Origin of the sequence: Nocardiopsis sp. CC223A (assembly GCF_030766825.1) — a bacterium.
Classification (GTDB): Bacteria; Actinomycetota; Actinomycetes; order Streptosporangiales; family Streptosporangiaceae; genus Nocardiopsis.
The window spans coordinates 1-22477 of sequence record NZ_JASFDV010000044.1 but is presented as its reverse complement, the minus strand read 5'-3'; the positions used below and the strand labels follow the sequence as shown (position 1 = coordinate 22477).

The 22477-nt window shown below is 70.5% G+C and carries 14 protein-coding genes and 1 pseudogene; 8 read left to right on the top strand and 7 right to left on the bottom strand.

Translation table 11 applies throughout. From position 1 onward, the window contains the following. The first annotated feature begins 92 nt into the window (after positions 1 to 92). The gene (locus QJS33_RS18095; RefSeq protein ID WP_306369185.1) at positions 93 to 1286 is read left to right on the top strand and encodes an MFS transporter; all 1194 of its coding nucleotides are present in this window, start codon (positions 93 to 95) and stop codon (positions 1284 to 1286) included. Positions 1287 to 2487: 1201 nt separating this feature from the next. Then, positions 2488 to 4548: a serine/threonine-protein kinase gene (locus QJS33_RS18090; RefSeq protein WP_306369184.1), complete on the top strand. Its 2061-nt coding sequence runs from the start codon at positions 2488 to 2490 to the stop codon at positions 4546 to 4548. 503 nt (positions 4549 to 5051) lie between these two features. On the opposite strand, the gene QJS33_RS18085 is transcribed toward QJS33_RS18090, so the two are convergent. The 6 genes from QJS33_RS18085 to QJS33_RS18060 form a co-directional block, all read right to left on the bottom strand. Continuing rightward, positions 5052 to 5252 carry a hypothetical protein gene (locus tag QJS33_RS18085; RefSeq protein ID WP_306369183.1) on the bottom strand — a complete coding sequence of 67 codons (201 nt, stop codon included), beginning with the start codon at positions 5250 to 5252 and terminating at the stop codon, positions 5052 to 5054. A gap of 85 nt (positions 5253 to 5337) precedes the next feature. Beyond that, on the bottom strand, positions 5338 to 5796 hold the full coding sequence (locus QJS33_RS18080) for a hypothetical protein (RefSeq protein ID WP_306369182.1): 459 nt from the start codon (positions 5794 to 5796) through the stop codon (positions 5338 to 5340). 221 nt (positions 5797 to 6017) lie between these two features. Then, positions 6018 to 6548: a hypothetical protein gene (locus tag QJS33_RS18075; RefSeq protein ID WP_306369181.1), complete on the bottom strand. Its 531-nt coding sequence runs from the start codon at positions 6546 to 6548 to the stop codon at positions 6018 to 6020. Between the two features lie 6 nt (positions 6549 to 6554). Beyond that, on the bottom strand, positions 6555 to 7640 hold the full coding sequence (locus tag QJS33_RS18070) for an OmpA family protein (RefSeq protein ID WP_306369180.1): 1086 nt from the start codon (positions 7638 to 7640) through the stop codon (positions 6555 to 6557). A 38-nt stretch (positions 7641 to 7678) separates the two neighbouring features. Next, on the bottom strand, positions 7679 to 7900 hold the full coding sequence (locus tag QJS33_RS18065; RefSeq protein ID WP_306369179.1) for a hypothetical protein: 222 nt from the start codon (positions 7898 to 7900) through the stop codon (positions 7679 to 7681). Between the two features lie 874 nt (positions 7901 to 8774). Further along, complete coding sequence (locus QJS33_RS18060) at positions 8775 to 9764, bottom strand: LLM class flavin-dependent oxidoreductase (protein ID WP_306369178.1); 990 nt, start codon at positions 9762 to 9764, stop codon at positions 8775 to 8777. Between the two features lie 90 nt (positions 9765 to 9854). Between QJS33_RS18060 and QJS33_RS18055 the strand changes: the two genes are divergently transcribed. From QJS33_RS18055 to QJS33_RS18045, 3 genes are all read left to right on the top strand, one after another. Next, positions 9855 to 10247, top strand: coding sequence for a helix-turn-helix transcriptional regulator (locus tag QJS33_RS18055; protein WP_306369177.1), 393 nt, complete (start codon positions 9855 to 9857; stop codon positions 10245 to 10247). A 1894-nt stretch (positions 10248 to 12141) separates the two neighbouring features. Next, a complete protein-coding gene (locus QJS33_RS18050; protein WP_306369176.1) occupies positions 12142 to 14319 on the top strand; it encodes a serine/threonine-protein kinase in 2178 nt (725 codons plus the stop codon). A 523-nt stretch (positions 14320 to 14842) separates the two neighbouring features. Further along, on the top strand, positions 14843 to 16954 hold the full coding sequence (locus QJS33_RS18045; RefSeq protein WP_306369175.1) for a serine/threonine-protein kinase: 2112 nt from the start codon (positions 14843 to 14845) through the stop codon (positions 16952 to 16954). 171 nt (positions 16955 to 17125) lie between these two features. Here QJS33_RS18045 and QJS33_RS18040 read toward each other — a convergent pair whose 3' ends face one another. Beyond that, on the bottom strand, positions 17126 to 18373 hold the full coding sequence (locus tag QJS33_RS18040; RefSeq protein ID WP_306369174.1) for a DUF418 domain-containing protein: 1248 nt from the start codon (positions 18371 to 18373) through the stop codon (positions 17126 to 17128). Positions 18374 to 18852: 479 nt separating this feature from the next. Here QJS33_RS18040 and QJS33_RS18035 point away from each other — a divergent pair, with 479 nt between their 5' ends. From QJS33_RS18035 to QJS33_RS18025, 3 genes and pseudogenes are all read left to right on the top strand, one after another. Further along, positions 18853 to 19842, top strand: a complete 990-nt coding sequence (locus QJS33_RS18035) for a nitroreductase/quinone reductase family protein (protein ID WP_306369173.1) — start codon at positions 18853 to 18855, stop codon at positions 19840 to 19842. 252 nt (positions 19843 to 20094) lie between these two features. Continuing rightward, complete coding sequence (locus QJS33_RS18030; RefSeq protein WP_306369172.1) at positions 20095 to 21867, top strand: S8 family serine peptidase; 1773 nt, start codon at positions 20095 to 20097, stop codon at positions 21865 to 21867. 200 nt (positions 21868 to 22067) lie between these two features. After that, positions 22068 to 22477, top strand: a pseudogene (locus QJS33_RS18025) (hypothetical protein); the annotation flags it as partial.

Sequence of the window (22477 nt, the reverse complement as noted above, 5' to 3'; positions counted from 1 at the left end):
GGTATTCGGGTGGAGCACAGGCCCCGGGCGCGGGGAAAACTCTGCCTTTTTCGTTCGACGGTTCGCGGTTCCGGATGGGTGTGACAGATAAGATGAGTGAAGAGATCCACCGCAAACGCGCGCTCGGAGCCGTCTTCATCACCGTGTTCGTCGACATGATCGGCTTCGGGATGGTGGTCCCGATCCTGCCGACGTACGCACGTGAATTCAGCGCCTCACCGGGCACGATCGGTGTGCTCGTCGCCGTCTACTCCCTGGCACAGCTCCTGCTGGCACCGGTGGTCGGACGCGCGTCGGACCGCTGGGGGCGCGGCCCCGTCATCGCGGCCACCGCCGCGGGCGGACTCGTCGCCTACCTCGCCATGGGCCTGGCCGGGTCGCTCATCGCGGTGTTCGCCGGCCGGATCCTCTCCGGTGCGTGCGCCGCGAGCACCGCCGCCGCGCAGGGCGTCGTGGCCGACGTCCTGCCCGCCGAACGCCGGGCCGGCGGCATGGCGGTCGTCGGTGCCGGGATCGGCCTCGGGATCGTGCTCGGCCCCGGAATCGCGTCCCTGCTCGTGGCCCTGGGAGACGAACGCTGGCCCTTCTTCGCGGCCGCGGTGCTGTGCGCCGCCAACATCGTCTGGGCACTGGCCGCGCTGCCCCGCCAGGGAGGGGCCGCGCGTGAGGGGATGCGACCGGCCGAGGCCCGCGCGATCCCGGGCCTGGTGCCGTTGCTCGCCGTCTCCGGCGCCGTCATGGTGGGCTTCTCCATGATCGACTCCCAGTTCCCGCTCTTCACCGCCGACAGACTGGGTTTCGGGCCGGTGGAGAACGGGGTGCTGTTCATGTACGTCGGGGTGCTCATCGTCCTCGTCCAGCTCACCGCCACACGCTGGCTGTCGAGCAGGGTCGGGGAGGTCACGCTCATGGCCGTCGGCGCTCTGATCCTCGCCCTCGGGGCGGCACTGGTGCCCCTCGCGCAGGACTGGTGGTACGTGGCGCTGCCCGCCGCCCTCGTCGCGGCCGGGAACGCCACCAACGCCCCGTCCACCATGGCGGCGATCTCCCGGGTGACGCCCCAGGACCGGCAGGGTGTGATGTTCGGGGTGTCGCAGTCCGTCAACGCCGGGGCCAGGGTCGTCGGTCCGGTGCTCGGCGGGTGGCTGTTCCAGCAGTTCGCGCCGTCGGCCCCCTACATCGCCGCAGCCCTCGTCCTGGTCGTCGCGGCGGCGGCCGCGTGGGCGCTGCGGGGGCCCGCGCGGACCTGGACGGCGTCCCAGGAGGAGGCCGGATCACAGGTGTGATCCAGGGCCCGCACCGCGACGGCTCGGCCCGCGGTTCCGCCGCGCCGGGTCGGCGACGAGGAAACGGGATCGGCCGCCGGGCCGGCGGCACACCGCAGCGGCCACCGCCGATCATCGTGGGCCGTGCGGACGAACGAAGATCGAGCGGTGGCCGCGGGCCCCTGCGTAGCGCCCTCCCGCCGGCAGCAGATGTTCGATCAGATGACGGGCCGCATCGCGGGCCGGTCCACCAGGGCCGGTCCACCAGGGCCGAACCCCGGCGTCGGGCACGCGGACCGGTGCTCGGACCGTTGGCGGACCTGCCGCGCAAGAACCGCCGGACCATCGCCGAACCCGTCGGGGGGCACCACCCCCGACGGGCCGCAACACCTGCTGGGCCGCGCCGGGTGGGGCGCCGCCGCCGTCCGTGACGACATCCGCGACCACGTGCCCGACCACCCGGCCGACGACCGGGCCTTCCCGGCGGCCGACGGGACCGGCGACCTGAAGCGCACACCGTGGGCGTGCAACGCCGGTCCCCCGGCGCCGTGGGACGGATCCCTCTCCGTCAGTTGGATGAAACATCCCGTCATGTCTGGTTCGACAGGCAGAGTCACATCAGGGGAGCACCACCCGCATGACCGGCAAGAACACCACCGACCCGGCTCCCGGACCCAAATGCCGGACCTTAATGCCGGACCTTCACCGCCGAGTTCGCCTTCTACCGGTGCTTCGCCCCTCACCCGGCGCCGCCGGCCGACCTCTCCGGGGACCGGGCCTCGGCCACCGGCCGGTACCTGCACGAGGTGGCCGACCTCCGGGCCGTCCGAGGGCAGGACCGGATACGGGGCCCGGCCCGAGCACGGCCCCGCCTCCCACGGGCACATCCTTGCGGCCCCGTACCGCCGTGGCTCCGGTGTCCTTCGCGTGGTCTGTTCTCGCGGGCGGCGGGTATCCACCAATGGGGGCGGATATGCCCGCTCTTGCACCGAGAACGCGATCCCCCTGGTGAGGAGGTGTGGGGTCCGCCCGGTCGGCCGGGACTCCACGGAACCGATGACGTATCCCCCTGATGACCGCCCCTTCCCCGGTGCGGGACGGCCCCGCCGCCTGGCCGGGAGCCGCTGCCCGAGCGGACACGCGAGACCCTCCCCGGCGCGCGAACGCGAGGAGGGGACGGGACATGGTAGGTGTCGGTGACACGGTGGGTGAGCACCGACTCGTGAGCGAACTGGGTTCCGGCGGGTTCGGAACCGTCTTTCTGGGGGAGCACCCGTCGGGCTCCCTCGCCGCGGTCAAGGTGCTCCACAGCAGGCACGGACAGGATCCCGAATTCCGTGAGCGCTTCGCGCGGGAGGTTCATCTGGCCCGCAGGGTGTCCTCGTTCTGCACAGCCCAGGTGATCGACGCCGACCCTCATGGCGACCCGCCCTGGATCCTCAGCGAATACGTTCAGGGCACCCATCTCCTGCGGTCGGTCCGAGAACAGGGGCCGCGTACGGGGAGCGACCTGTACAGGCTGGCGGTGCACACGGCCACCGCGCTGTCCGCGATCCATGCGGCAGGGGTGGTGCACCGCGATTTCAAGCCCGAGAACATCATCATCGCTCCGGACGGGGCGAGAGTCATCGACTTCGGGATCGCGCGGGCCCTGGACGGGGCGGGGGCGACCGCCAGCGGGCTGATCGGCACCCCCGCTTACATGGCTCCGGAACAGTTACGGGGCGAGCAGGTCACGCCGGCGATCGACGTGTTCGCCTGGGGAGCGACCATCGCCTTCGCGGCCACGGGGAGGGAGGCGTTCGGCGGCCCCCATCAGGCCGCGGTGCTGCACCGCGTACTCGACGGCGAACCGGATCTGGCGGGTGTGCCCGAGGAGCTGTCCGTGACCGTGCGGAGGTGCCTGGCCAAGGAGCCGGGGCATCGGCCGGACGCTCGTGCGCTCCTTGCGACCCTGTTGGGGTACGGCGACGAGGGGGGACGCCCGGACCCCGGGGAACTGTACGAACGCAGCCGCGCCGTCGGCGGGGGACAGGTGCCCTCGCGTCTTCCGGAACCGGGGAGGGCCCCCTTCCGCTTCGCGGGCCAGGAGCTCACCACTGCGGGAGCTCTGGCCGAGGCCATGCAGTTGAACTGGAACGCCGCCGTCGACATGCTGGAGTCCGCGGCGCACCGGCAGGCCCTCATCCGCTGGTCGGCCGAGGAACCGGAAGTGATCCGCGCCCTCGGTGAGGGGGTTTCCACGGACGTCGAGGTGGCCTGGGTCATCGCGGTCCTGCGCCCGGACCTGCCGCCCTGCTTCCGCAAGCATGACATGTCCCTGGGCTCCGTGACCCGGATGTTCCAGGGAAGCGAGCGGTGGAGCGGGGCGAGGTGGAACAACGTCGACTCCCGGATCCTGGCGGCCGTCGATGACCGGATCCTGTCGGTCTTCTCCTTGCACCACTGTGTCGACGCGGAGCACGGCTGTCCCCCGGGGAAGGCGTGCGAGCGGTACGTCGCGCTCCGCGGGCTGATCGAGTCGGCGGAGCCCGTCCGGTACCGGTACCACCAGTGGGCATGGGACGCACTGTCCGGCTTCGCCGACATCCGGGAACAGGAGCTCAGGAACTACCGACGGCGCGCTCTCGTCGGCCCGGCGACCGCGTTCCTGGTGGAATCCAGCGGGTCCGACGGCCGCTTCGACGCGGAGGCCGTGGGCCGGTGGGCGGTCGAGAGGCTGCCCGACGGCCCACGGCGGTCCCGGGTGGCCCAGGGGATCCTGCGGGCGGACGAACGGGTGAGGGCGCCGGTGGCGGTCGCCACCCGGGCTCTGTGGCGGATCCTGTTCCTCCACGAGGCGCTGTCCGACGGGGCCCGTGAGTACAAGCGGAAAGTGATCGGCAGAAGACCTGTCCGGAACGGGATCCTCATCGGCATCGCCATCGCCGCTGTGGCTCTGGAACGCGGACTCTGGGAGCTGCTGTACGGCTGGGTCAACCCTGAGGGAACCTTCTACCCGAATGAGGACCCCTCCATGGGATGGGGGTGGCTGCTTTTCGTCCCCGGTGCGCTCGTGATCGCCCTGGCGGCCCTCTTCGTGGGTGCCGGGGTCTTTCATGAGATGAGTGAATTTGCCCTGAAGGGGCTGCCGGCGGCCTCCGGCGCGGGCGGCGATCGTTATGAGCGTCACATTTCTTTCGATGACAGCACCGTGAGCACCATGGATATCGACCTGCGGGGCTTCGTGCAGGCTCAGGCCGAGGGATGTTGGGAAGCGCTCGGTGGTGCCATGGCGTCGTAGCGACATCCGAGTTCGGAAGGGTGTGGTGTGACGGCGCTATGGTCGTCGGCGGTCAAGGGTCGCGGGGAGATCGTGATCCGCCGCGGTAGGGGGGGGAGCCGTCCACGGGATCTCTCGCGTCCTGGGCCGGGATCCGCCGGTGGTCGGTCGCGAGCCACGCCGGGGCGGTGCGCGGATGCGGAAGCGAGGTCGTCCTCCGTGGTGCGGCCGTGTGCCGACTCGCGCTTGAGCCCTTCAGCCGCCGGCCCATGACACCGTTGATCCGGATGCGCCGCCGGCGGTGCGGTGCGTGCGGTCGGGCGGCGTCCGAGCGGGTGAGGTTCTCACACGGCGGTATGCCGCGGGTGCCGGAGGACACGGTCATCGACCACTTCGCCGTCTCCCGCGTCGTCGCCGGGCTGGACGTGTCGTGGTGCACCACCGATACGTGGTCCTGGCCGGAGGGCGGTGGAGGAACACCGCCGACTCCGAGGAAGAGGAAGGGGTGCGGCCGGTGGGGGCGGTCAGGTGTACAGGGTGAGGTGGTCGCGGATGAGGGCGGTGAGGTCGGCGAACTCGTCCGGAGGTGGGACGGGTTCCGGGGTGCGGGGCCGGGGGAGGGCGAGGCCGGCCGTGTAAGGGCGGATGAGGGCGCCCGCGACCTCGGGCACCTGGCCTATACCAGCACCGGGTGGGCCGACCTGCTCGCCGTGCTGAAAGCGCACTGATCCCCATCGCCGCTGCGATCAGGTGGGACCGGTGAGGGTGCCGCCGCGGTGGCGGTGGCGGCCGGGCCCGGGCCGGAACCCATCAGTAGGAGCCGCTGCCCTGCCAGTAGGACCAGGCCACACACGGGGTCCCGTGGGTGTCCCTGATATGCCCGAGCCCCCACTCGATCTGGGTCTGGGCGCTTTCGCGGAATCCGGACGGCAGGCTGCCGTGCGTTCCCGGCACGAACCCCGAAATGCCGATCGCCCCGGTCTCCGAGTCGGTGACCGTGTGGTCCCAGTGGGACATCGCACCCCAGAGGTTGCTCAGGCACTGCCATTCGGCATCGCGCCAGTCGTAGCCCTCGGCGAGGGTCCGGGCGATGTTCTGGTTGTCGAGCCGGTTCGGGTTGCCCTGGCCCCACTCGTATGCTTCGGGCTCCTCCGGCCGATCGGCTTCGGTCCAGGTCTCCCCACAGGAAGGCCCACGCACCAGGCACACCATCTGCCGCACACCATCGTTGAAGGTCTTGCTCAGCTCCAGCTGATACACCGCGACCATGACGGCGGCAATGAGGATGAGTACGGCCGCGGTTTCGGTCAGCGCGGCACCTCGGTCTCCGCCATGGGTGTTCGTAGGCCATAACCAACGCCGGAAACGCGGGGGCCCACTGCGTTCCCCCGCACGCCCCGCAGGCCGCGAAGGCGATGGCCTCCGCGACTCCCCGAAGTTCATGTGTCGGGAGCCAAACAAATCATTCTCCAGGGGGTGTTTGAAGGCGGTCAGGAGATGGGGATGTCCTCGATCGGATCGAACCCAGGGATCTCCACGGAGATTCTCTCTACGCCAGTTGGCACAGAGAACATAGACCAATACGAGATCTTTTCCCCCGGCTCGATTCTCTCCCTAAACGTGGACGAGTTATCCCCGGAGCACAGGCATTCTCCGGATCCGTCCATGACCGGATGGTATCTAGTCCCCCCGTTGGATTGTGTTATTGTCACTCCAGCATAGTTGGCTCCGGAATATGTATATGTTTTTCCTTCGAGCCAGGTTAGGACGACTCTTTCTGTCCCTGTATTCTCGATGCTCCAAGTGACGGACAGAAGATTTCCTTGAGAGTTGTTTTCGGCTTGGTTTACTTCCGCCGTAAGATTTCCAGATTGCCTTCCGTTTCCTTGGGATGAACCAAGAACATCAAGGTCTCTGGCGCTTGGCATGGGGGATGCTGAGCTCACACCCACAGACATGAGTGCTGCCGCCAAGGAGGTCGATGTAAACAGGCTAAGTCGTGAGGCTATCGCATTCTTCATGTCTGTCTACTTCTCGAAGGTTACTGAAACTCGTCGATTTCTTTCTCGGCCCTCTTCTGTGCCATTGTCTGCTATTGGATCACTGGCTCCGTGTCCGGCAACTTCGAAGGTCACGCTCTCGCGAGTGACGAGTTCGGAAAGAGCTTCCTCGACTGCCGCAGCCCTGTCTTCTGAGAGAGGGACATTGACGGCGTCGCTTCCAGTGTTGTCGGCGTATCCATCGATACTCACAATTGTTGCTGAAGCATCGTCGATCTCAGTTGCAACTTGCTCGAGAATTTCTCGAGCCTTGGGGCTGAGGGTTGAGCTGTTCGTGCCGAAAAGTACATCAGAGGAAAGTATGATGCTCACCTCGTCGCTATTTTCAGTTCTCCCAGTATGATCTTCCAGATTGTCGGAGATCATCGTGAGATCGAGGATCTTATCTTCCCCGACCCCTTCGTTCTGGAGGCTTTCTGAAGATTCCTCAACCGGCACGTCAAAAATTGGCGGCGCAATGGGGAGTATTACGGTCATTTCTTTGGGTATGTTTTCCGGCTTGGGGTATGCAACCCAAAGTTCTGCGCTTTCCCCACTGTCTAGGGATCCTGGGACTGCTGGAGAGCAGAAGCACCTTCCATTGCTTAAATCATGACTCAAATATCTCTGCTGCTTGTTCGCGTCGATAAGTGATATTCTGCTTGCGGTGTTCTGGTCCCCCATTTCGGATAGGCCATCGGCCAAAGAAAATCGTTCTCCGGAATTGTTTGTTACGCGTATACTAAGCCGGAGTATGTCGTTTTCTAGGGCTTCCAAGGCGAGTATGTCTATTTGGAGTTCCCCGCCAAGGATAGTGGTTGTGGTTGTGCTGCTTCCGATCGGCTCCAGGGGGTCTTCGCCGGTTGGGCTCTCGGGAGAAGTGTTCTCTTGGCTTGAAGGGGTTTCGGGGTCGCCTCCTGATGACTGTTCTTCGCTTGAGACGACGCATCCCGAAACGAAAATAGCAAGTGATGTTGCCATCAGCTTTGGGAAGAGGCCAAAAGTACTTCTCGCGTATGGCTGATAGTTTATTTTTTCTGGCAACCCTTTGGTTGTTTCGAGTTTTTTCTGCATCATTGAGTTTCGTCTGGTGCGAATAGATTTGATTTTTGTCAGGGGCCGCTGGGTCCGCTGAGAATGTCGGAGATGGCCGTGCCGATTGCTCCTGTAATGTTCTCGGGAATGCCGAGGGCAAAAAGTCCGACGGCGACAGCGGCGACGAGGATCAGGATGGCCGCATACTCAACGATTCCGGCCCCGTTGTCGTTCTTCTTCGACGGAGGGATGATCAGGGCGCTCAGGGTCGCCCACAGCTTGTTCATTGGCGTCTTCACAGGGGTCAGCTCCTTGGGGGAGGAGATCGGGGCGGCGGACCACGTCCTCGTGGTCCCACAACCAGGCATCTCTTCGGCCTGCCGGCCTTCGTCAGGGTGAACCAAGGGTCAGGATTCACCCACATCAACATCTTGGCTACGGCGCGAGGCCCCTGCACACGCAGTCGCCTCGGGGTTCTCACTATCCTGCACAGGTCTCGGGCATACACCTTGTACCTGTCCAGAAGAGGTCATCCTTCTTCACGATGCCCGTCGATCCCGGCCGGCACACCTTGTCCACAGGCCCTCCCCGCCTTTGCCGAAAACGCAGGTGGGGACACCTCTCGCGGCCTCACCTCCGTTCCCGGGTGTGAAACCGCATTCGGACGAACCGCCCATGAACACGTACAACGGTCGGTGCTCGACGCGTCACCATCTTCTCAGCCGACACGTGAGGCGTCACTACTTGGTCGGTGATTGGTGGGCAAGCATGCTTATGACCAGCGCTGATGCCATCACCCGAGTGTGCGGTGCGAAACGTGGCGCACCTTCTGCATCCGCTCCCGGGCGGGCAGACCCCAAGAGTTCATGTTCCGGAGGGATCTTCTGGTCCGGGCCGATGCACTCGTCACCGCGGGCCCGTCGCCCATCGCCGACCTGTGCAACCGGGCCGCCCCTGCCCCGGCGGCTCATCCCCGTGGTACCGGCCCACCGCACCACCGAGGTCGCCCGGTCCGGGCCCGCGCTCCGCAACACCGAAGGGCCGGGCACCCCCTACCCGAGGGGTGCCCGGCCCTTCGCTTTCCCCACCCGGGAGGGGCGGCCCGCGCCGCCTGCCAACAGCGCCCATCGGCCGCCACCCTTGCCCGGTGTCCCCCCGGGGCGGGGACGGGACTCAGCCCAGACCGGCGACCTCCGCCAGCAGCTCGAAAGAGCGCAGACGGGCCTTCTTGTCGTAGATCATCGACGACACCATCAGCTCGTCCACACCGGTGTCGGTGACGAACAGTTCGAGCTTGCGGCGCACCGTTTCCGGGGAACCCACGAACGAGTAACGAAGCATGTGGTCCAGGCGTTCCCGTTCCCCGGGACGCCACAGGGTGTCGAGCGAGTCCACCGGCGGGCGCAGCAGTCCGCGTGCCCCGCGCAGCGTTCCCAGGAATGCCTGCTGCATGGTGGTGAACAGGCTCCGGGCCTCCTCGTCGGTGTCGGCGACGAACGCGTTCACCCCCGCCATCGCGTACGGGGTCTCCTGCTGGCGCGAGGGGGTGAAGTTCTCCCGGTACGCCTTGAGCGCCTCGTACAGGGCGTCGGGTGCGAAGTGCGAGGCGAACGCGTACGGCAGCCCCAGCTGCGCGGCCAGTTGGGCGCCGAACAGGCTCGACCCCAGGATCCACAGCGGCACCCGCAGTCCCTCGCCCGGAACGGCGCGGACCGGCTGGCCGGGGTCGGCGGGCTCGAAGTAGGACTGGAGTTCCTGCACGTCGTGCGGGAACGCGGAGGCGGCGGAGTGGTCGCGGCGCAGCGCCATCATGGTGCGCGGGTCGGTGCCCGGGGCCCGCCCCAGGCCCAGGTCCACGCGGCCCGGGTAGAGGGACTCCAGGGTGCCGAACTGTTCGGCGATGACCAGCGGCGAGTGGTTGGGCAGCATGACGCCGCCGGCGCCGACGCGGATGGTCGAGGTGCCCTCGGCGATGAAGCCGAGCGAGACGGAGGTGGCGGCGCTGGCGATGGCCCGCATGTTGTGGTGCTCGGACAGCCAGAAGCGCCGGTAGCCGAGCGATTCGACGTGTCGGGCCAGGTCGCGGGCGTCGCGCAGGGCCTGCCCGGGTGTGGACCCCTCGGAGATGCCGGCATGGTCGAGCACGGACAGGGTGATGGGCATGCTTGTCCCTCGGTGTTCGATGATCGTCGAATATCGAAGATACACCCGCCCCACTATGCTGGTGCGAAACGCCGGTGTGAGGAGGTTCGCGTGGCGGCGAGGGAGCAACACCATCCACCGCTCGACGGGGTCGAGCTGGTGACGGTGCTGGCCGCGCTGGCCGAGCCCACCCGGCTGAAGATCGTGCGCATGCTCGCGGCCAGGGACGGCGAACGCGCCTGGAAGGACATCGATCTGCCGATCGCGCAGTCCACGCTGAGCCATCACCTGAAGATCCTGCGCAACGCGGGCCTGGTGCAGAGCCGCACGGAGGGCACCCGGTGCTTCATCTCCTTGCGGGACGGGGACGTGTCCGAGCGGTTCCCGGGGCTGCTGGAGACGGTGCTCTCGTGTGAGCGGGGTGTGCTCGCCTGCGGGGACGCGACGGCCGCGGACGGTGACGCGGGTGCGGTGCCCCCGCCGTCGGCGGCTCCGTCGGTCTGATCCTTCGGGCGGGACCGGTCCCCGGTCGGTTCTCCGCCCGACCTCCGATCCCTGTCCCTGATCCCTGTTCCCCCGCCCGGGACGTCGGCATACGGACGTGTCGGCGCCCTGGGTCACGTCCCCGGGAGTGGTGTGATTTTCGCGCGGGTGCGTCCTTGCGGGTCATCGCGATGGTCGGCCGAAGCCGGGCGGCCAGCGCGTACCGGGGGCCCGCCGGCCGGGATGAAGAAGCCGCCGGAGGCGGCGGTGCACCGATCCGCCCGACGCCGCTGACGCGCATCCGTGGGAACAGGGCCGGAAAAGTCACACCACTCGGTGGGACACCATCGCGCCCTGATGCGACGAGGCGAGCGGAACCCCGCGCCCCCGGGAGTAGGAGTGAACGGGAGCGCGGGGCGCCGCCCGCCCCCGGGACCGGCCGGCGGCCCCGTTCCCTCACTTTAGAGGAAAGGGAGAAGGCCCGGGCGTATTCGAGAGAACATGCCGGTTCTCGCGAAAAAGTGGCAGGTAGGCCCGTTTTCTCCCCCAAGATCGGACCCACCTGCCATCCCCCGACGCATTATGGCATGTGGGGGGCCGGGTTCGGAAATCGGAGTTTCTTTCCTCGGCCCCTGGCCGTGTTGTATCCCTTCACACGAACCCTGCGCGAATGAAGTGTTCGAACGCGGCCGTTGGCGGCTCCCGGTCGGTGCCCGGCATGCGCACACGAGTGCGCACCCCTCTCGCCGGGTGCGTCGTGCCCAGTCGCTTCCCCTTCCCGGAGCCGCTGCTCTGAGTATGCACGAGAACACGGGTGTGCGGTGCCGTTTCGGAGAACGCACCCACGCGGATTGTCACGGTGCAGGGTGGGGCGGTGGCCCGGTGGTGGGATTCACCGGTCGGAGACGGTGCGGAAGACGGGTCCGGGGGCGACCATCGACCGTTCCTAAGGGGTGAATCGGTACGGAACCCCCGAGTCGCCGGTGTCGCACATCACAGGATCGGTGTGATGGTTTTCCCGGCCTTTTTCTGGTGCTGCAAAATTCCTTCCGTGCGGGTTTTCCTTTTTGTCGCCCGCGCTGCTGTCCGGTGCGTTGTCCGGATCGTTGTCCGGCTTGCCGGGCGGCCCGCCGTTCCACCTGCTCCCGGGCCCGCGGCGCGGAGCGCGATGGTGTCCCACCGAGTGGTGTGGTGTGACTTCGTTCGACTCCAGAGCCCCAGAGGTGACGGCGCGCCGGTCGGTGATTCGTTCTTGTTCGAACAACCGTTGTTGGTCACGTCCCCGGGAGTGGTGTGATTTTCGCGCGGGTGCGTCCTTGCGGGTCATCGCGATGGTCGGCCGAAGCGGGGCAGGCCGCCGCGTACCGGGGGCCCGCCGGCCGGGATGAAGAAGCCGCCGGAGGCGGCGGTGCATCGATCCGCCCGGCACCGCTGACGCGCATCCGTGGGAACAGGGCCGGAAGAGTCACACCACTCGATGGGACACCATCCCGTTGTTCCCACACCACTCCACGGGACATGATCCGCAGCGCCGGTGCCCCGCTCCGCCCTACTCCGTCCCGATCCGCCCGAGCCGGGCCCGCCCGGAACCGATCCGGCACCGTCCGTTCCGGTCCGCCACCGGCGGAGGCGGAAGCGGTGGCGGAGGCGGAACGCATCCGCCGGGGTCCGGGACGGGAAGGGGCGGCCCGGGGCGCCGATTCCGCACTGACCGGTTCCGGTCAGCGGGTGCCGCGATCCTCCCGGGTCCGAAAGAGTGTCCCCGGGCGCCGTGTATCGTGCGCCTTGCCCCGGCCCCCAGTGCCCCGGCAGTCCCCCCGGCTCCGCCCCGCCCGACACTCCCGAAGCGTTCCCGTCACCCCTCCCGGCCCCGGCGGGGCCGCCGCCTCGGAGAGAACGACAAGGAGTGCCCCCCGTGGTCGACATCGGTTCCGAGATCGGTGGCCACCGCCTGGTCCGCCGCCTCGGTTCAGGAGGGTTCGGCACCGTCTTCCTGGGCGAGCACCGCCACGGCCACCGGGCCGCCGTCAAGGTCCTGCACCGGCACCACCTCGACGACCCGCGGGTGCGGGAACGGTTCGACCGCGAGGTCGAATCCGCCAAGAAGGTACGGCAGTTCTGCACCGCGCGGGTCCTGGACGCCGACCCCCGGGCGGACACGCCGTGGATCGCCACGGAGTACGTGGACGGACCGCCGCTGTCCGCCGTGGTCCGGGAGAAGGGCCGCCGCACGGACGGCGACCTGTACCGGCTGGCGGTCTCCACCGCCACCGCGCTGGTGGCCATCCACGAGGCGGGCGTGGTGCACCGCGACTTCAAGCCCGACAACATCCTGCTGGGCACCGACGGGGTCCGGGTCATCGACTTCGGGATCTCCCGGATCCTGAACCCGGAGAACTCCCGGGAACAGGCCAGCATCATCATGGGGACCCCGCGTTACATGGCCCCCGAGCAACTGCGGGGCCGGGCGGTCACGCCCGCCATCGACCTGTTCGCGTGGGGCGCGGTCATGGTGTTCGCGGCCACCGGCCGACCCGCGTTCGACGTGACGCGGCCCGCCGCGGTCATGCCGCAGATCCTGCACGGGCGGCCGCAGGTGGAGGGGGTCCCCGACGAACTGCTCCCGCTGGTGCGGCGCTGCCTGGACAAGAACCCCGAGAACCGGCCGAGCGCCTGGGACGTGCTGGTGGCGCTGCTGGGCCGTGCGGGCGGGACGCCCGGGCCGTCGGCCCCCAAGGCCGGGGGCGCCGGAGCGTGGCCCGGCGGCGCGGTCACGGCGCAACTCGCCGACACCGTCGTCCTGACCAGTGAGGAGCTCCAGGAGACCCTCGGTGCGGCGGGCGACCCCACCACCACGGTCGTCGTGCCGGTGGAGGAGGTCCGCGAGGTCTGGGAGACCGTCCGCAGATCCCATCCGCCCCTCACCTTCGGGGGAGAGGAGTACATCTCCCCGTCCGCCCTGGCCGCCGCCTTCCAGGCCAACTGGCGCGACGCCCTGGACCTGCTCCAGGCGCGCGGCGGGCGCGGTGCGGAGCGGCTCGACGCGTTGAAGAGCTGGGAGCTGTTGGGCGCCGCCGCCCGGAAGCACCTCGGCCGCCCGCTCCCCGACGGTGCGGCCGAACGGGGCGTCTTCCTCGCCGGGCTCGTCGCCCGGATGGATCCCGCACTGCCGCCGACCTACGACGGCAACCGGTACTCCTGGCACCGGCTGGTCGACGACGCGGGTGCGCCGGAGGCCTTCCTCGCCAGGAACGAGGAGGCGCTCCGCTCCGGTCTGCTGGACGCCTTCGCCCTGCACCACTGCCGCACGCCCGACGACCACCGCGACCCCGAACGCGACGAGGAGGGGAACGAACGCGGGTGCGTTCGGGGTGCTCCCTGCAAGCGGTACGGGCGGACCGCCGAGAACCTGCGCGGACTCCTGCCCGTCGCGGACGCCCGGCGCGGGTGGAATGACCTGGTCGCGGGCATCCCCGCCGACACCGTCCTGCGCGTTCCGCTGGACGTCCCCGACCTGGTCGCACTCGCCCACCGCAACGCCGCGTCCCCCACCGCCGGCTCCGAGGACCTGAAGGCCCGGGCCACCGGGGAGCTGGACCTGGCCGGCGCGGAACTGCTGCACCGGGTGGGCAAGGCCGTCGAGGACGCCCCCGAACCGGAGAAGTGGGCGGTCGCCACCGTGTTACGCGAGGCCCGGCCCCAGTTGGCGGCGGCCTCCCGGGCGCGGATGGCCCTGCTGCTGCGTTCCGAGCGGGCACGGGTGGTGCGCAGGGAACCGGTCCAGGACGAGACGGCCTTCTTCTACGGGGGGATGTCCGCCCTGCTGATCGTCTTCGCCGGGGTCGCGCTGCTGCTGGGGGCGGTCGAGGTGGCCGCGATCCTGGGCGCGATCGGCGCGGGTGCCGCTGTGGTGGGCGCGGCCACCGCGCCGGGGCGACGCCGACGCCTGCGACGGGCCCGGCTGGAGCAGGAGGCCAGCAGCGAGGACCCGCCGTCCGACGGGATCGACGCGGAGCGGTACGACGGGCAGGCGCGGGCGCTGGAACGGGCCTTGGAGGTCCTGATCGAAGGGCGCGACCGCCCGGCGGCATGAGGGCGACGAGGGGGGTCCGTGATCGATGTCGGATCCGAGGTCGGCGGCCACCGGCGGTGCGGAGGCCGTCGGCGGACGGCACCGGCAGGTATGAGCAAGGCCGGGAGTCCGAACGGGGCCTCCGGACCGGGGGACGCGAACCGGTGGGCCCGGGCCGGGAGGGCCTGTTTCCGATGTGGCCTTCCGAAGAACGGAAGAACATATACGGAACAGTCGAGAACCCGCCTTTTCGGCGGTGTGCTTACTCTGCTCCGCACCCGTGATCGGCCGCGGAGCCGCTCCTGGGCGGGATGTGCGGGACCACTGGTGCACATATCCTTTTCTGTGCGAAGGTCGGTAAATAACCGGCCATGAAGTGAACCTCCGGTCACCGGCCGGGTTCTCACTGAAGCGTACGACCAAGGGGCATGAGCCCCGTTGGCCCCGGAGCGTCGGGGAATGTACGTTCGGTACCCGCTGAATACGAACGCCGTGTCACGATATTCCCGACCCCTGGGCCCAGGAGAGTGGAAGCGAACCCCCCATGGCATCGACAGTCGTCCTACCGCCGAACATCCGGCCCCTCGTGCCCGACGACCCGCCCTGGGTGGGCGCGCACCGGCTGATCGGCCGGCTCGGCGACTCCGCCCTGGGCTCCGTCTACGCGGCCCTCACCCCCGAAGGCCATCCGCTGGCGCTCAAGGTCATGGGCGAGGAGTGGGTGTCCGCGGCCGACCCCGGCGACAAGGTCGTGCACCTGCGCCGGGTGCCCGGCTCGTGTGCGCTCGGGGTGCTCGACAGCGGCATCCACCGCAACCGCCCGTGGGCCGCCGTCGAATACCTGCCCGCCCTCGACCTGGCCCGCCACACCGGGGTGCGCGGTCCGATGGGCGGTGCCGCACTGCTGGTGCTGGCCGCCGGGATCGCCGAGGCGCTGATGGACGTGCACAACGGCCGGGTCCCGCACGGCGACGTCAAACCCGGCAACGTGCTGGTCACGGCCACCGGCCCGCGCCTGGTCGATTTCGGGCTGGCCCGCCAGGTGGACGACGGGGACTCGCACACCACCGTCGGCAGCCCCGGCTGGATGGCGCCCGAACGCTACGCCGGCAGCCGCCCCGACGAGGCGTCCGACGTGTTCTCGTGGGCGTGCACGGTGGCCTTCGCGGGCACCGGCCTGCCACCGTTCGGCACCGTGGTCTCTCAGGCCGACGCGGCCGTCCGGGCCCGCGGGTACGTGGACCTGTCCGCGCTCCGGCCCGAGCTGGCGCGCGTCCTGGAACGGGCCCTGGAGCGGGACCCGGCCCGGCGGCCCTCCGCCGAGGACGTCTACCTGGAGTGCCTGTCACTGCTGGGGATCCCCGAGGACACGGTCCGCGAGGAGTGGAGCGACCGGCTCCACGGGGCGGTGCGCGCGCACTGGCCGTACGTGGACGTGTCCTGGCACCGGCCCGAGCGGTGGACGCAGGCGGCCCAGGGGCTGGACGAGGAGGCGGCGGCGTCGGGCCGGCGCACCTGGACACCCGGCACCAGGGTGCAGAACGCGCGTCGGCTGGTCAGCACCCGCGACCCCATCACGGGCGAGCTGATCATGGTGCCCGCCCCCGATGACGCGCCGGGGGAGGCGCACAGCGGGTCCGGGGCCGGACGCGACGGTGGCGGCCGGGGCGAACAGGGCGGTCCGGGCGGCGGCCGGGGCGGGCGCTCCCGCCGGCGGCGGCGTGAACGGCACAGCGGTGCCGGGCGGGTGCTGGCCATCGGTGCGGCCGGCTGCTTCGCGCTGGCGGTGGCCGGGGGCGGCGGGTACGTGCTGTTCGACGCCCTGGCCCAGGAGGCCGAGCCGGTCTCCGAGAACCCCGGCGGAGACCCGGCCGACCCGCAGGAGGGCGCCACACCCACCGGTATCGACCTGGTGGCGGCCTCCCTGGACCGGCTGACCGCGGCCGACAGCCTGGAGCTGACCATCCTCACCCACGCCGGGAACGGCGAGGGGTACGGGCAGCCGCTGCCGGTGGACACCACGGCCGACCCCACCCTGTTCGACCGGGTGCTGTACCAGGCCGACCCCGAGGCGGTGCGCTGGAGCAGCACCGTCAGCGGGGCGCGCGCCAGCGACCTGATGCTGGTGGACGGGGAACTGCTGTACAGCGACACCACCGCCTGGAACGGGCCCGCCGTGTGGCGGCCGGCCGCCGCCGAGGAACTGGGCGCGTCGGAGGCGGTGTTCCAACCGGAGAGGTTCCTGGAGCCGATGGCCCGGGTGGTGGAGACCGGCACCGTCACCTCGGAGGAGGAGACGGAGTTCGCCGCTCCCGGACCGACGGAGGACGCCTACGGGCACCTGGCCGGGGAGGACCCGCCCGACGGGGTCCCGGCGGTGCTGGTGGAGGGGACGTTCCAGCCCTCGGAGGAGTCCCCGGAGGAGTCGACGTTCACGCTGGTGGCCACCGAGGACGGGGAGCCGCTGGCGTTCGCCACCGAGGGCGCGCCGCAGGGCGGGTACGTGCTCAACGGGCGGCCGGTGGCGCAGGCGGTGCCGGTGGCCTTCACCGAACCGGTCCCGGCGCCGGAGTACTGGTACACGCGGTACACGTTCGCGGGGCTGGACACGGACCTGGAGGTGGGGGTCCCGGCGCCGGAGGACATCCAGCGGTAGGGGCGGGAGCCGTCCCGGACGTGCGGAAGGGCCGTCCTGCCGGGGCGGCCGGGGCACAGGTTCGGGCGAGGGGCCGGGCACACGTCCGGGCCCGGTGCGCCGGGCGGGTGCCCGGCCCGGGGTGCGGGGCTGGGCGCTCTCCGGGTGCGGGCCGGGGCACGGGCCCGCCGGTCAGGAGGAGCGGACCAGGGGCTCGCGGCGTCGGGTGAGGCGGCGCATCAGGACCTCGGCGGGACCGCGGCGGCCCGTACGGCGCAGGGCCTCGGCCGCCGCCACCGACACCAGCCAGGTGGCGATCGCCACGGCGGCCGCGGCCGCCGTGCCGAGGGAGGCGCCCAGACCCAGGCCGTACGGGGCGAACACCGCGGTGAACACCAGGGATTGCAGGAGGTAGCCGCTCAGCGAGCGTTCTCCCACGGCAGCGACGGCCGTCACCACCGGTCCGGCGTGGTGCGCGACGGGACCGTGCTCCCCGGAGACGGCGGGGCGATGCTCCCGGCGGACCGTGAAGAGGGCGATCAGTGCGGCCCAGCCGATGCCGCCCGCCCAGCCGCCCAGGTCGTGCAGCACCACCAGCATGCCGCTCGGGCGCGGGTCCGAGCTCGCCCACCCGGCCGCCACCACGGCGTCCGGCAACCCCGACAGCACCCCGATTCCCAGCCCCCAGGCCGCGGCCGAGCGCAGCAGCGGCCGGTGCTTCCCCGGCTCCTCCAAGAGGCGCCGGTGTCCGGCCCAGATACCCAGGACGATCAGCGGCATCGCCTTCAGCAGCATCGTGACCGGCGTGTAGAGGATCCACTCGTTGAACCGTTCGGCGGACGCCGCGATGAAGGACGGCTCCAGCAAGGACGGCGCGGCCGCCCCGCTCCCGCCGTCGCCGCCGTTTCCGCTGTTCGGTGGGATCGACAGCGCCCACGCCACGTGGGCGGCCACCGACAAAGCCGCCAGCACCGCCGTCGTCCACCACAGCGTCACGTCCCGCGCCCGCACCAGCCCGACGAACAGCAGCAGCGCCAAGCCGTACGCGCCCAGGATGTCCACCGGCAGCAGCAGGGCCCCGTGCACCGCCCCCAGCGCCAGCAGCACCCACCCGCGCCGCCGCAGCAGGATGCGCGCCTGCACCCAGCCCCCGCCGGAGGCGCGCACCCGGCGCATGATCATCACCGCGCCGTAGCCGAACAGCAGGGCGAACAGCGGGATGGCCCGCCCGTTCACCAGGGTGAGCTGGACGAACGTCACCGCCTGGTCGGCGAGGGTGCGGACCGTGTCCGGGGCGGTGAGGAAGAATCCCGCGTTCACCAGCGCGATGAACAGCAGCATGAACCCCCGGGCGAGGTCCGGGGCCGGTGAACGCGGTGGCGGTCCGGGGCCGTCCGCCCGCGCGGACCCCGTCCGGTCGTGGGGGGTTTGTGAGGCCATCGGTGTCTCCTGTCCCTTCGATCCCGTTGATTCCTCGATTCCGCCGAGGTTCCGAGGCTTTCGAAGTTACGGAGGACCGGGTACCGCGGTCGCTGGGGCGGCCCGGTGGATCGGGGGTGGGGCGGGCCCTACCGCGTTCCGACCTCGGCGGTTGACGCACCCCGCGGCGTGGCATACCGTTTCGCGCGTGCCACGTGTCCCCGACCACGAGCAGTGGGCCGGTCGGGTCGACGGGTGAGCACACGATCCGAGGGAGAGCCGACCATGAGCACCCAGCACGCCTGATCCGCGTTCCGGTGCGGCGCACAGCCGTGCCCGGCGGCCTCCCCGTTCCCGCATTCCGATCCCGTTCGCGTTCTCGCGCGTCCGTGGGCGTCGGCATGCGCCTCTTTCCCTGAACCCGTGTCCGCGGCGTCTGTGCGCACGGTCCTCTCGGGGCGGCCGCCCACCCGCATCCCCATCCACCGAGAGGAGATCTTTTGCAGAACACACAGGACACGAACGACGGACAGGACACCCGCGGCGGTGGTGGCGGCGGGGCCGCCGCGCCCGGCGGCCCCGGGCCGTACGTCGCCGACTTCAACCGGCCCGTGGTCGCGGAGTTCCGCGCCAACGGGGGCCGTGTCGGCGGCATGTTCGAGGGCGGCGACCTGCTGCTGCTCACCACCGTCGGCGCGCGCAGCGGCCGCGAGACCACCAGCCCGCTCGGGTACGTCCGGGCGGACGGGCGGCTGTTCGTCGTCGCCTCCGCCGGGGGGTCGGACCGGCACCCCGCCTGGTACCACAACCTGCTCGTCCACCCGATGGTCCGGGTCGAGCTGGGCACCGAGGAGTTCGAGGCGGTCGCCGTCCCCGCCGAGGGCGAGGACCGCGACCGGCTGTTCGCCGAGGCCGTCCGGGCCGCCCCCGGGTACGGTGACTACCAGGCCGGGACCGACCGGGTCCTGCCCGTGGTGGTCCTGGAACCGGCGGTCGCCGGGGACGGACCGGAGCGGGGGGAGTCCGCGGCGAACCTCGCCGAGAAGCTGGTGGAGGTCCACCGCTGGCTGCGCGGGCACCTGGCCAGGATCCGCGAGGAGACCGACGCCTACCTCGCCGATCGCGACGAGCGCGCGGCCCGGGAGGGGAGGGTCCCCGCGCCCGGGCTCAGCCTCCGGCTGCGTCAGCACTGCCTGGCGTTCTGCGAGTCGCTGCGGTTCCACCACGACGGGGAGGAGCAGATGCTGTTCCCCGCCCTGGCCGAGCAGCACCCGCACCTGGCCGACACCCTGGAGCGGCTGTCGGAGCAGCACCGCGAGGTCGACCGGATCCGCGACGGCATCCAGGCACTGCTGGCGGAGGTCGCCACCGCCGACCCGGCCGCGTTCCGCGCGGACCTGGCGGGGATGAGCCGGGAGCTGGAGGCCCACCTCGACGAGGAGGAGGCCGGCCTGCTGCCCGTGCTCGCGGAGATCCCCCTGCCGGGCTGACACCGGCTCGCGACCGGCCCGCGGACGACCTGCGCGGACCCGTCGGCCCCGAAGGCCGCGACCGGCTTACGGGGTCGGCGGACCCCGGGTAGGTAGTGGCCGCCGGGGCACTACGTAGCACCCCCGGGCGCATACGAAGTTACGTAGTGAACACGTATGGTCAGGGTCGCCCTCCGTGACGGATTCTTGATTCCGGGTGGCCACCCTTCCACATCCCCCGTCCCCCACACCCCCCGAAGGGTTCTCCGCATCATGCGCAAGAGCAAGATAGGCGCGGTCCTTGCGGCCGTCGCCCTGCTGCCTGTCATGTTCGCAGCACCGGCCCTCGCAGAGGAGGTCCCGGACTTCCTCGACACCGCCGACACCACCGAGCGCACCTACATCGTCGTTCTGGACGACTCCGCCATACCGGACGAGGTCGCCGAACGCCACGGCGACGACCCGATCGGCGTCTACGAGCACGCCCTCACCGGCTACGCGGCCGAGATGAGCGCGGCCGACGCAGCCGAGCTCCTCCAGGACCCGGAGGTGTCCTTCGTCCAGGAGGACCAGCCGGTCCACACCTTCGACCAGGACGTGCCCGACGGCATCGCCCGCACCTTCGCCCCCGACAACCCGAACCTCGACATCAACGGGCAGGACGACTACGTTCCCGACGTGGCCGTCGCCGTGCTGGACACCGGCGTCGACGGGTCCCACCCCGACCTCAACGTGGTGGACTCCGTCGACTGCACCAGCGGCACCTGTGTCGCCAACACCGCCTCCGACGGCAACGGGCACGGCACCCACGTGGCGGGCAGCATCGGCGCCATCGACAACGGCGAGGGCGTCGTCGGCATGGCGCCCGGTGCGGACATCTGGAACGTCCAGGTCCTCACCTCGGGCGGCAGCGGAACCCTGGCCGGCATCACCGCCGGTGTGGACTACGTGGCGGCCAACGCCGGGGACATCGCCGTCGCCAACATGAGCCTGGGCTGCGAGGGCTGCACCGACCAGGCGCTCAGCCAGGCGATCACCTCGGCCGTGGACTCCGGGGTGGCGTTCGCGGTCGCCGCGGGCAACAGCTCCCGCGACGCGGCGAACTTCTTCCCCGCCAACCACCCCGACGTGCTCACCGTGTCCTCGATGGCGGACTCCGACGGCGCCCCCGGCGGCAACGGCGGAACGCTGTCCTGCACCGGTGACGACGACGACACCCTGTCCTACTTCTCCAACTTCGGCCAGGTCGTCGAGATCGCGGCCCCCGGGTCCTGCATCCTCTCGACCGCGCCCGGCGGCGGGTACCAGACCATGAGCGGCACCTCCATGGCCTCCCCGCACGCCGCGGGCGGCCTGGCGCTGCTGGCCACCGGTTCCGCCAAGCCCGACGACCGCAACGGTGTCATGGCGATCTACGACACCCTGATCTCGGCCGGCAACCAGAACTGGGACGACACCTCCGGCGACGGGTACCACGAGCCGCTGCTGGACGTGGGCGACCCCGACACCTTCCCCGCCGACGGTGACGTCACCCCGCCCGACGGCCCGGTCGCCTCGATCGACCACGCCTGCGACGACACCACCCTGACCTGCTCCTTCGACGGCTCCGGCTCCACCGCCGACGGTGAGGTCACCGACTGGGAGTGGGAGTTCGGCGACGGCTCGGGCGACAGCGGCGCCACCGTGGAGCACACCTACGGCGCCGAGGGCGACTACACCGTGACCCTCACGGTCACCGACGACTCCGGGGCGACCGACAGCGCCACCGCGACCGTGTCGGTGGGGTCCCCCGGCGGCGACGGGCCCACGGCCGACTTCGGCGGCGGGTGCTACTCGTTCTGGTACCTCTGCGAGTTCGACGCCTCCTCCTCCACGGAGGGCGACGCCCCGATCGTCTCCTACGCGTGGGACTTCGGCGACGGGTCCACCGGCAGCGGTGACTACACCTGGCACTTCTACCCCGGCCCCGGCACCTACGTCATCACGCTGACCGTCACGGACGCCGACGGGGCGACCTCGACGGCGACCAAGACGGTCACCCTGTAACACCCACCCCATCACCCATCCCCTGCACGGCCCCTCCCCGATCCCCCGGGGAGGGGCCGTCCGCGCGGGTCGGGACCGGGCCGGGGCCGGGGTTGCCCGGTGGCGGATACTCGGCCACCAGTGGCCAACAGGTTTGCCGGGGGGCGCGCCAGACGCGACGATGTCCGGTATCGGAACAGGACAACGGAGGCATACCCCTCATGACGTCGCACCCCTCGCAGAGTCTCTGCGCGCGCACCGAACCCCTCACCTCCGATGACCCGCGGGAGGTCGGCGGGTACCGGATCGAGGGGAGGGTGTCCGACAGCGGCGGCGGTGTGCTGTACGCGGCGCGCCGCGACGGCGGGGTGCCGGTGCTGCTCGGCCTGGCGCGCGCAGAGGCGGCGGAGGAGGCGCTCCCCGAGCCGGAGGGCGGGGGCGTGTGCGCGGTCGGGGCCACCGGGACCGGTGAGCACGAGGGGCGGCCGTGGTCGGTGCTGCCCGACCAGCCGGGCCCGGACCTGCGCAGGCACGTGGCGGCGCACGGGGCGCTGCCCGAATGGGGCGCGGTGGTGCTGGCGGCCGCGACGGCCGAGGCGCTGGCGGTGCTGCACGGAGAGGGGACCGCGCA

Bases quoted from the DNA above. Each gene is read 5' to 3' on its own strand.
- QJS33_RS18095 (WP_306369185.1), top strand. From the start codon at position 93: ATGAGTGAAGAGATCCACCGCAAACGCGCGCTCGGAGCCGTCTTCATC.
- QJS33_RS18080 (WP_306369182.1), bottom strand. From the start codon at position 5,796: ATGGTCGCGGTGTATCAGCTGGAGCTGAGCAAGACCTTCAACGATGGT.
- QJS33_RS18075 (WP_306369181.1), bottom strand. From the start codon at position 6,548: ATGAAGAATGCGATAGCCTCACGACTTAGCCTGTTTACATCGACCTCC.
- QJS33_RS18070 (WP_306369180.1), bottom strand. From the start codon at position 7,640: ATGCAGAAAAAACTCGAAACAACCAAAGGGTTGCCAGAAAAAATAAAC.
- QJS33_RS18060 (WP_306369178.1), bottom strand. From the start codon at position 9,764: ATGCCCATCACCCTGTCCGTGCTCGACCATGCCGGCATCTCCGAGGGG.
- QJS33_RS18045 (WP_306369175.1), top strand. From the start codon at position 14,843: ATGGCATCGACAGTCGTCCTACCGCCGAACATCCGGCCCCTCGTGCCC.
- QJS33_RS18040 (WP_306369174.1), bottom strand. From the start codon at position 18,373: ATGGCCTCACAAACCCCCCACGACCGGACGGGGTCCGCGCGGGCGGAC.
- QJS33_RS18030 (WP_306369172.1), top strand. From the start codon at position 20,095: ATGCGCAAGAGCAAGATAGGCGCGGTCCTTGCGGCCGTCGCCCTGCTG.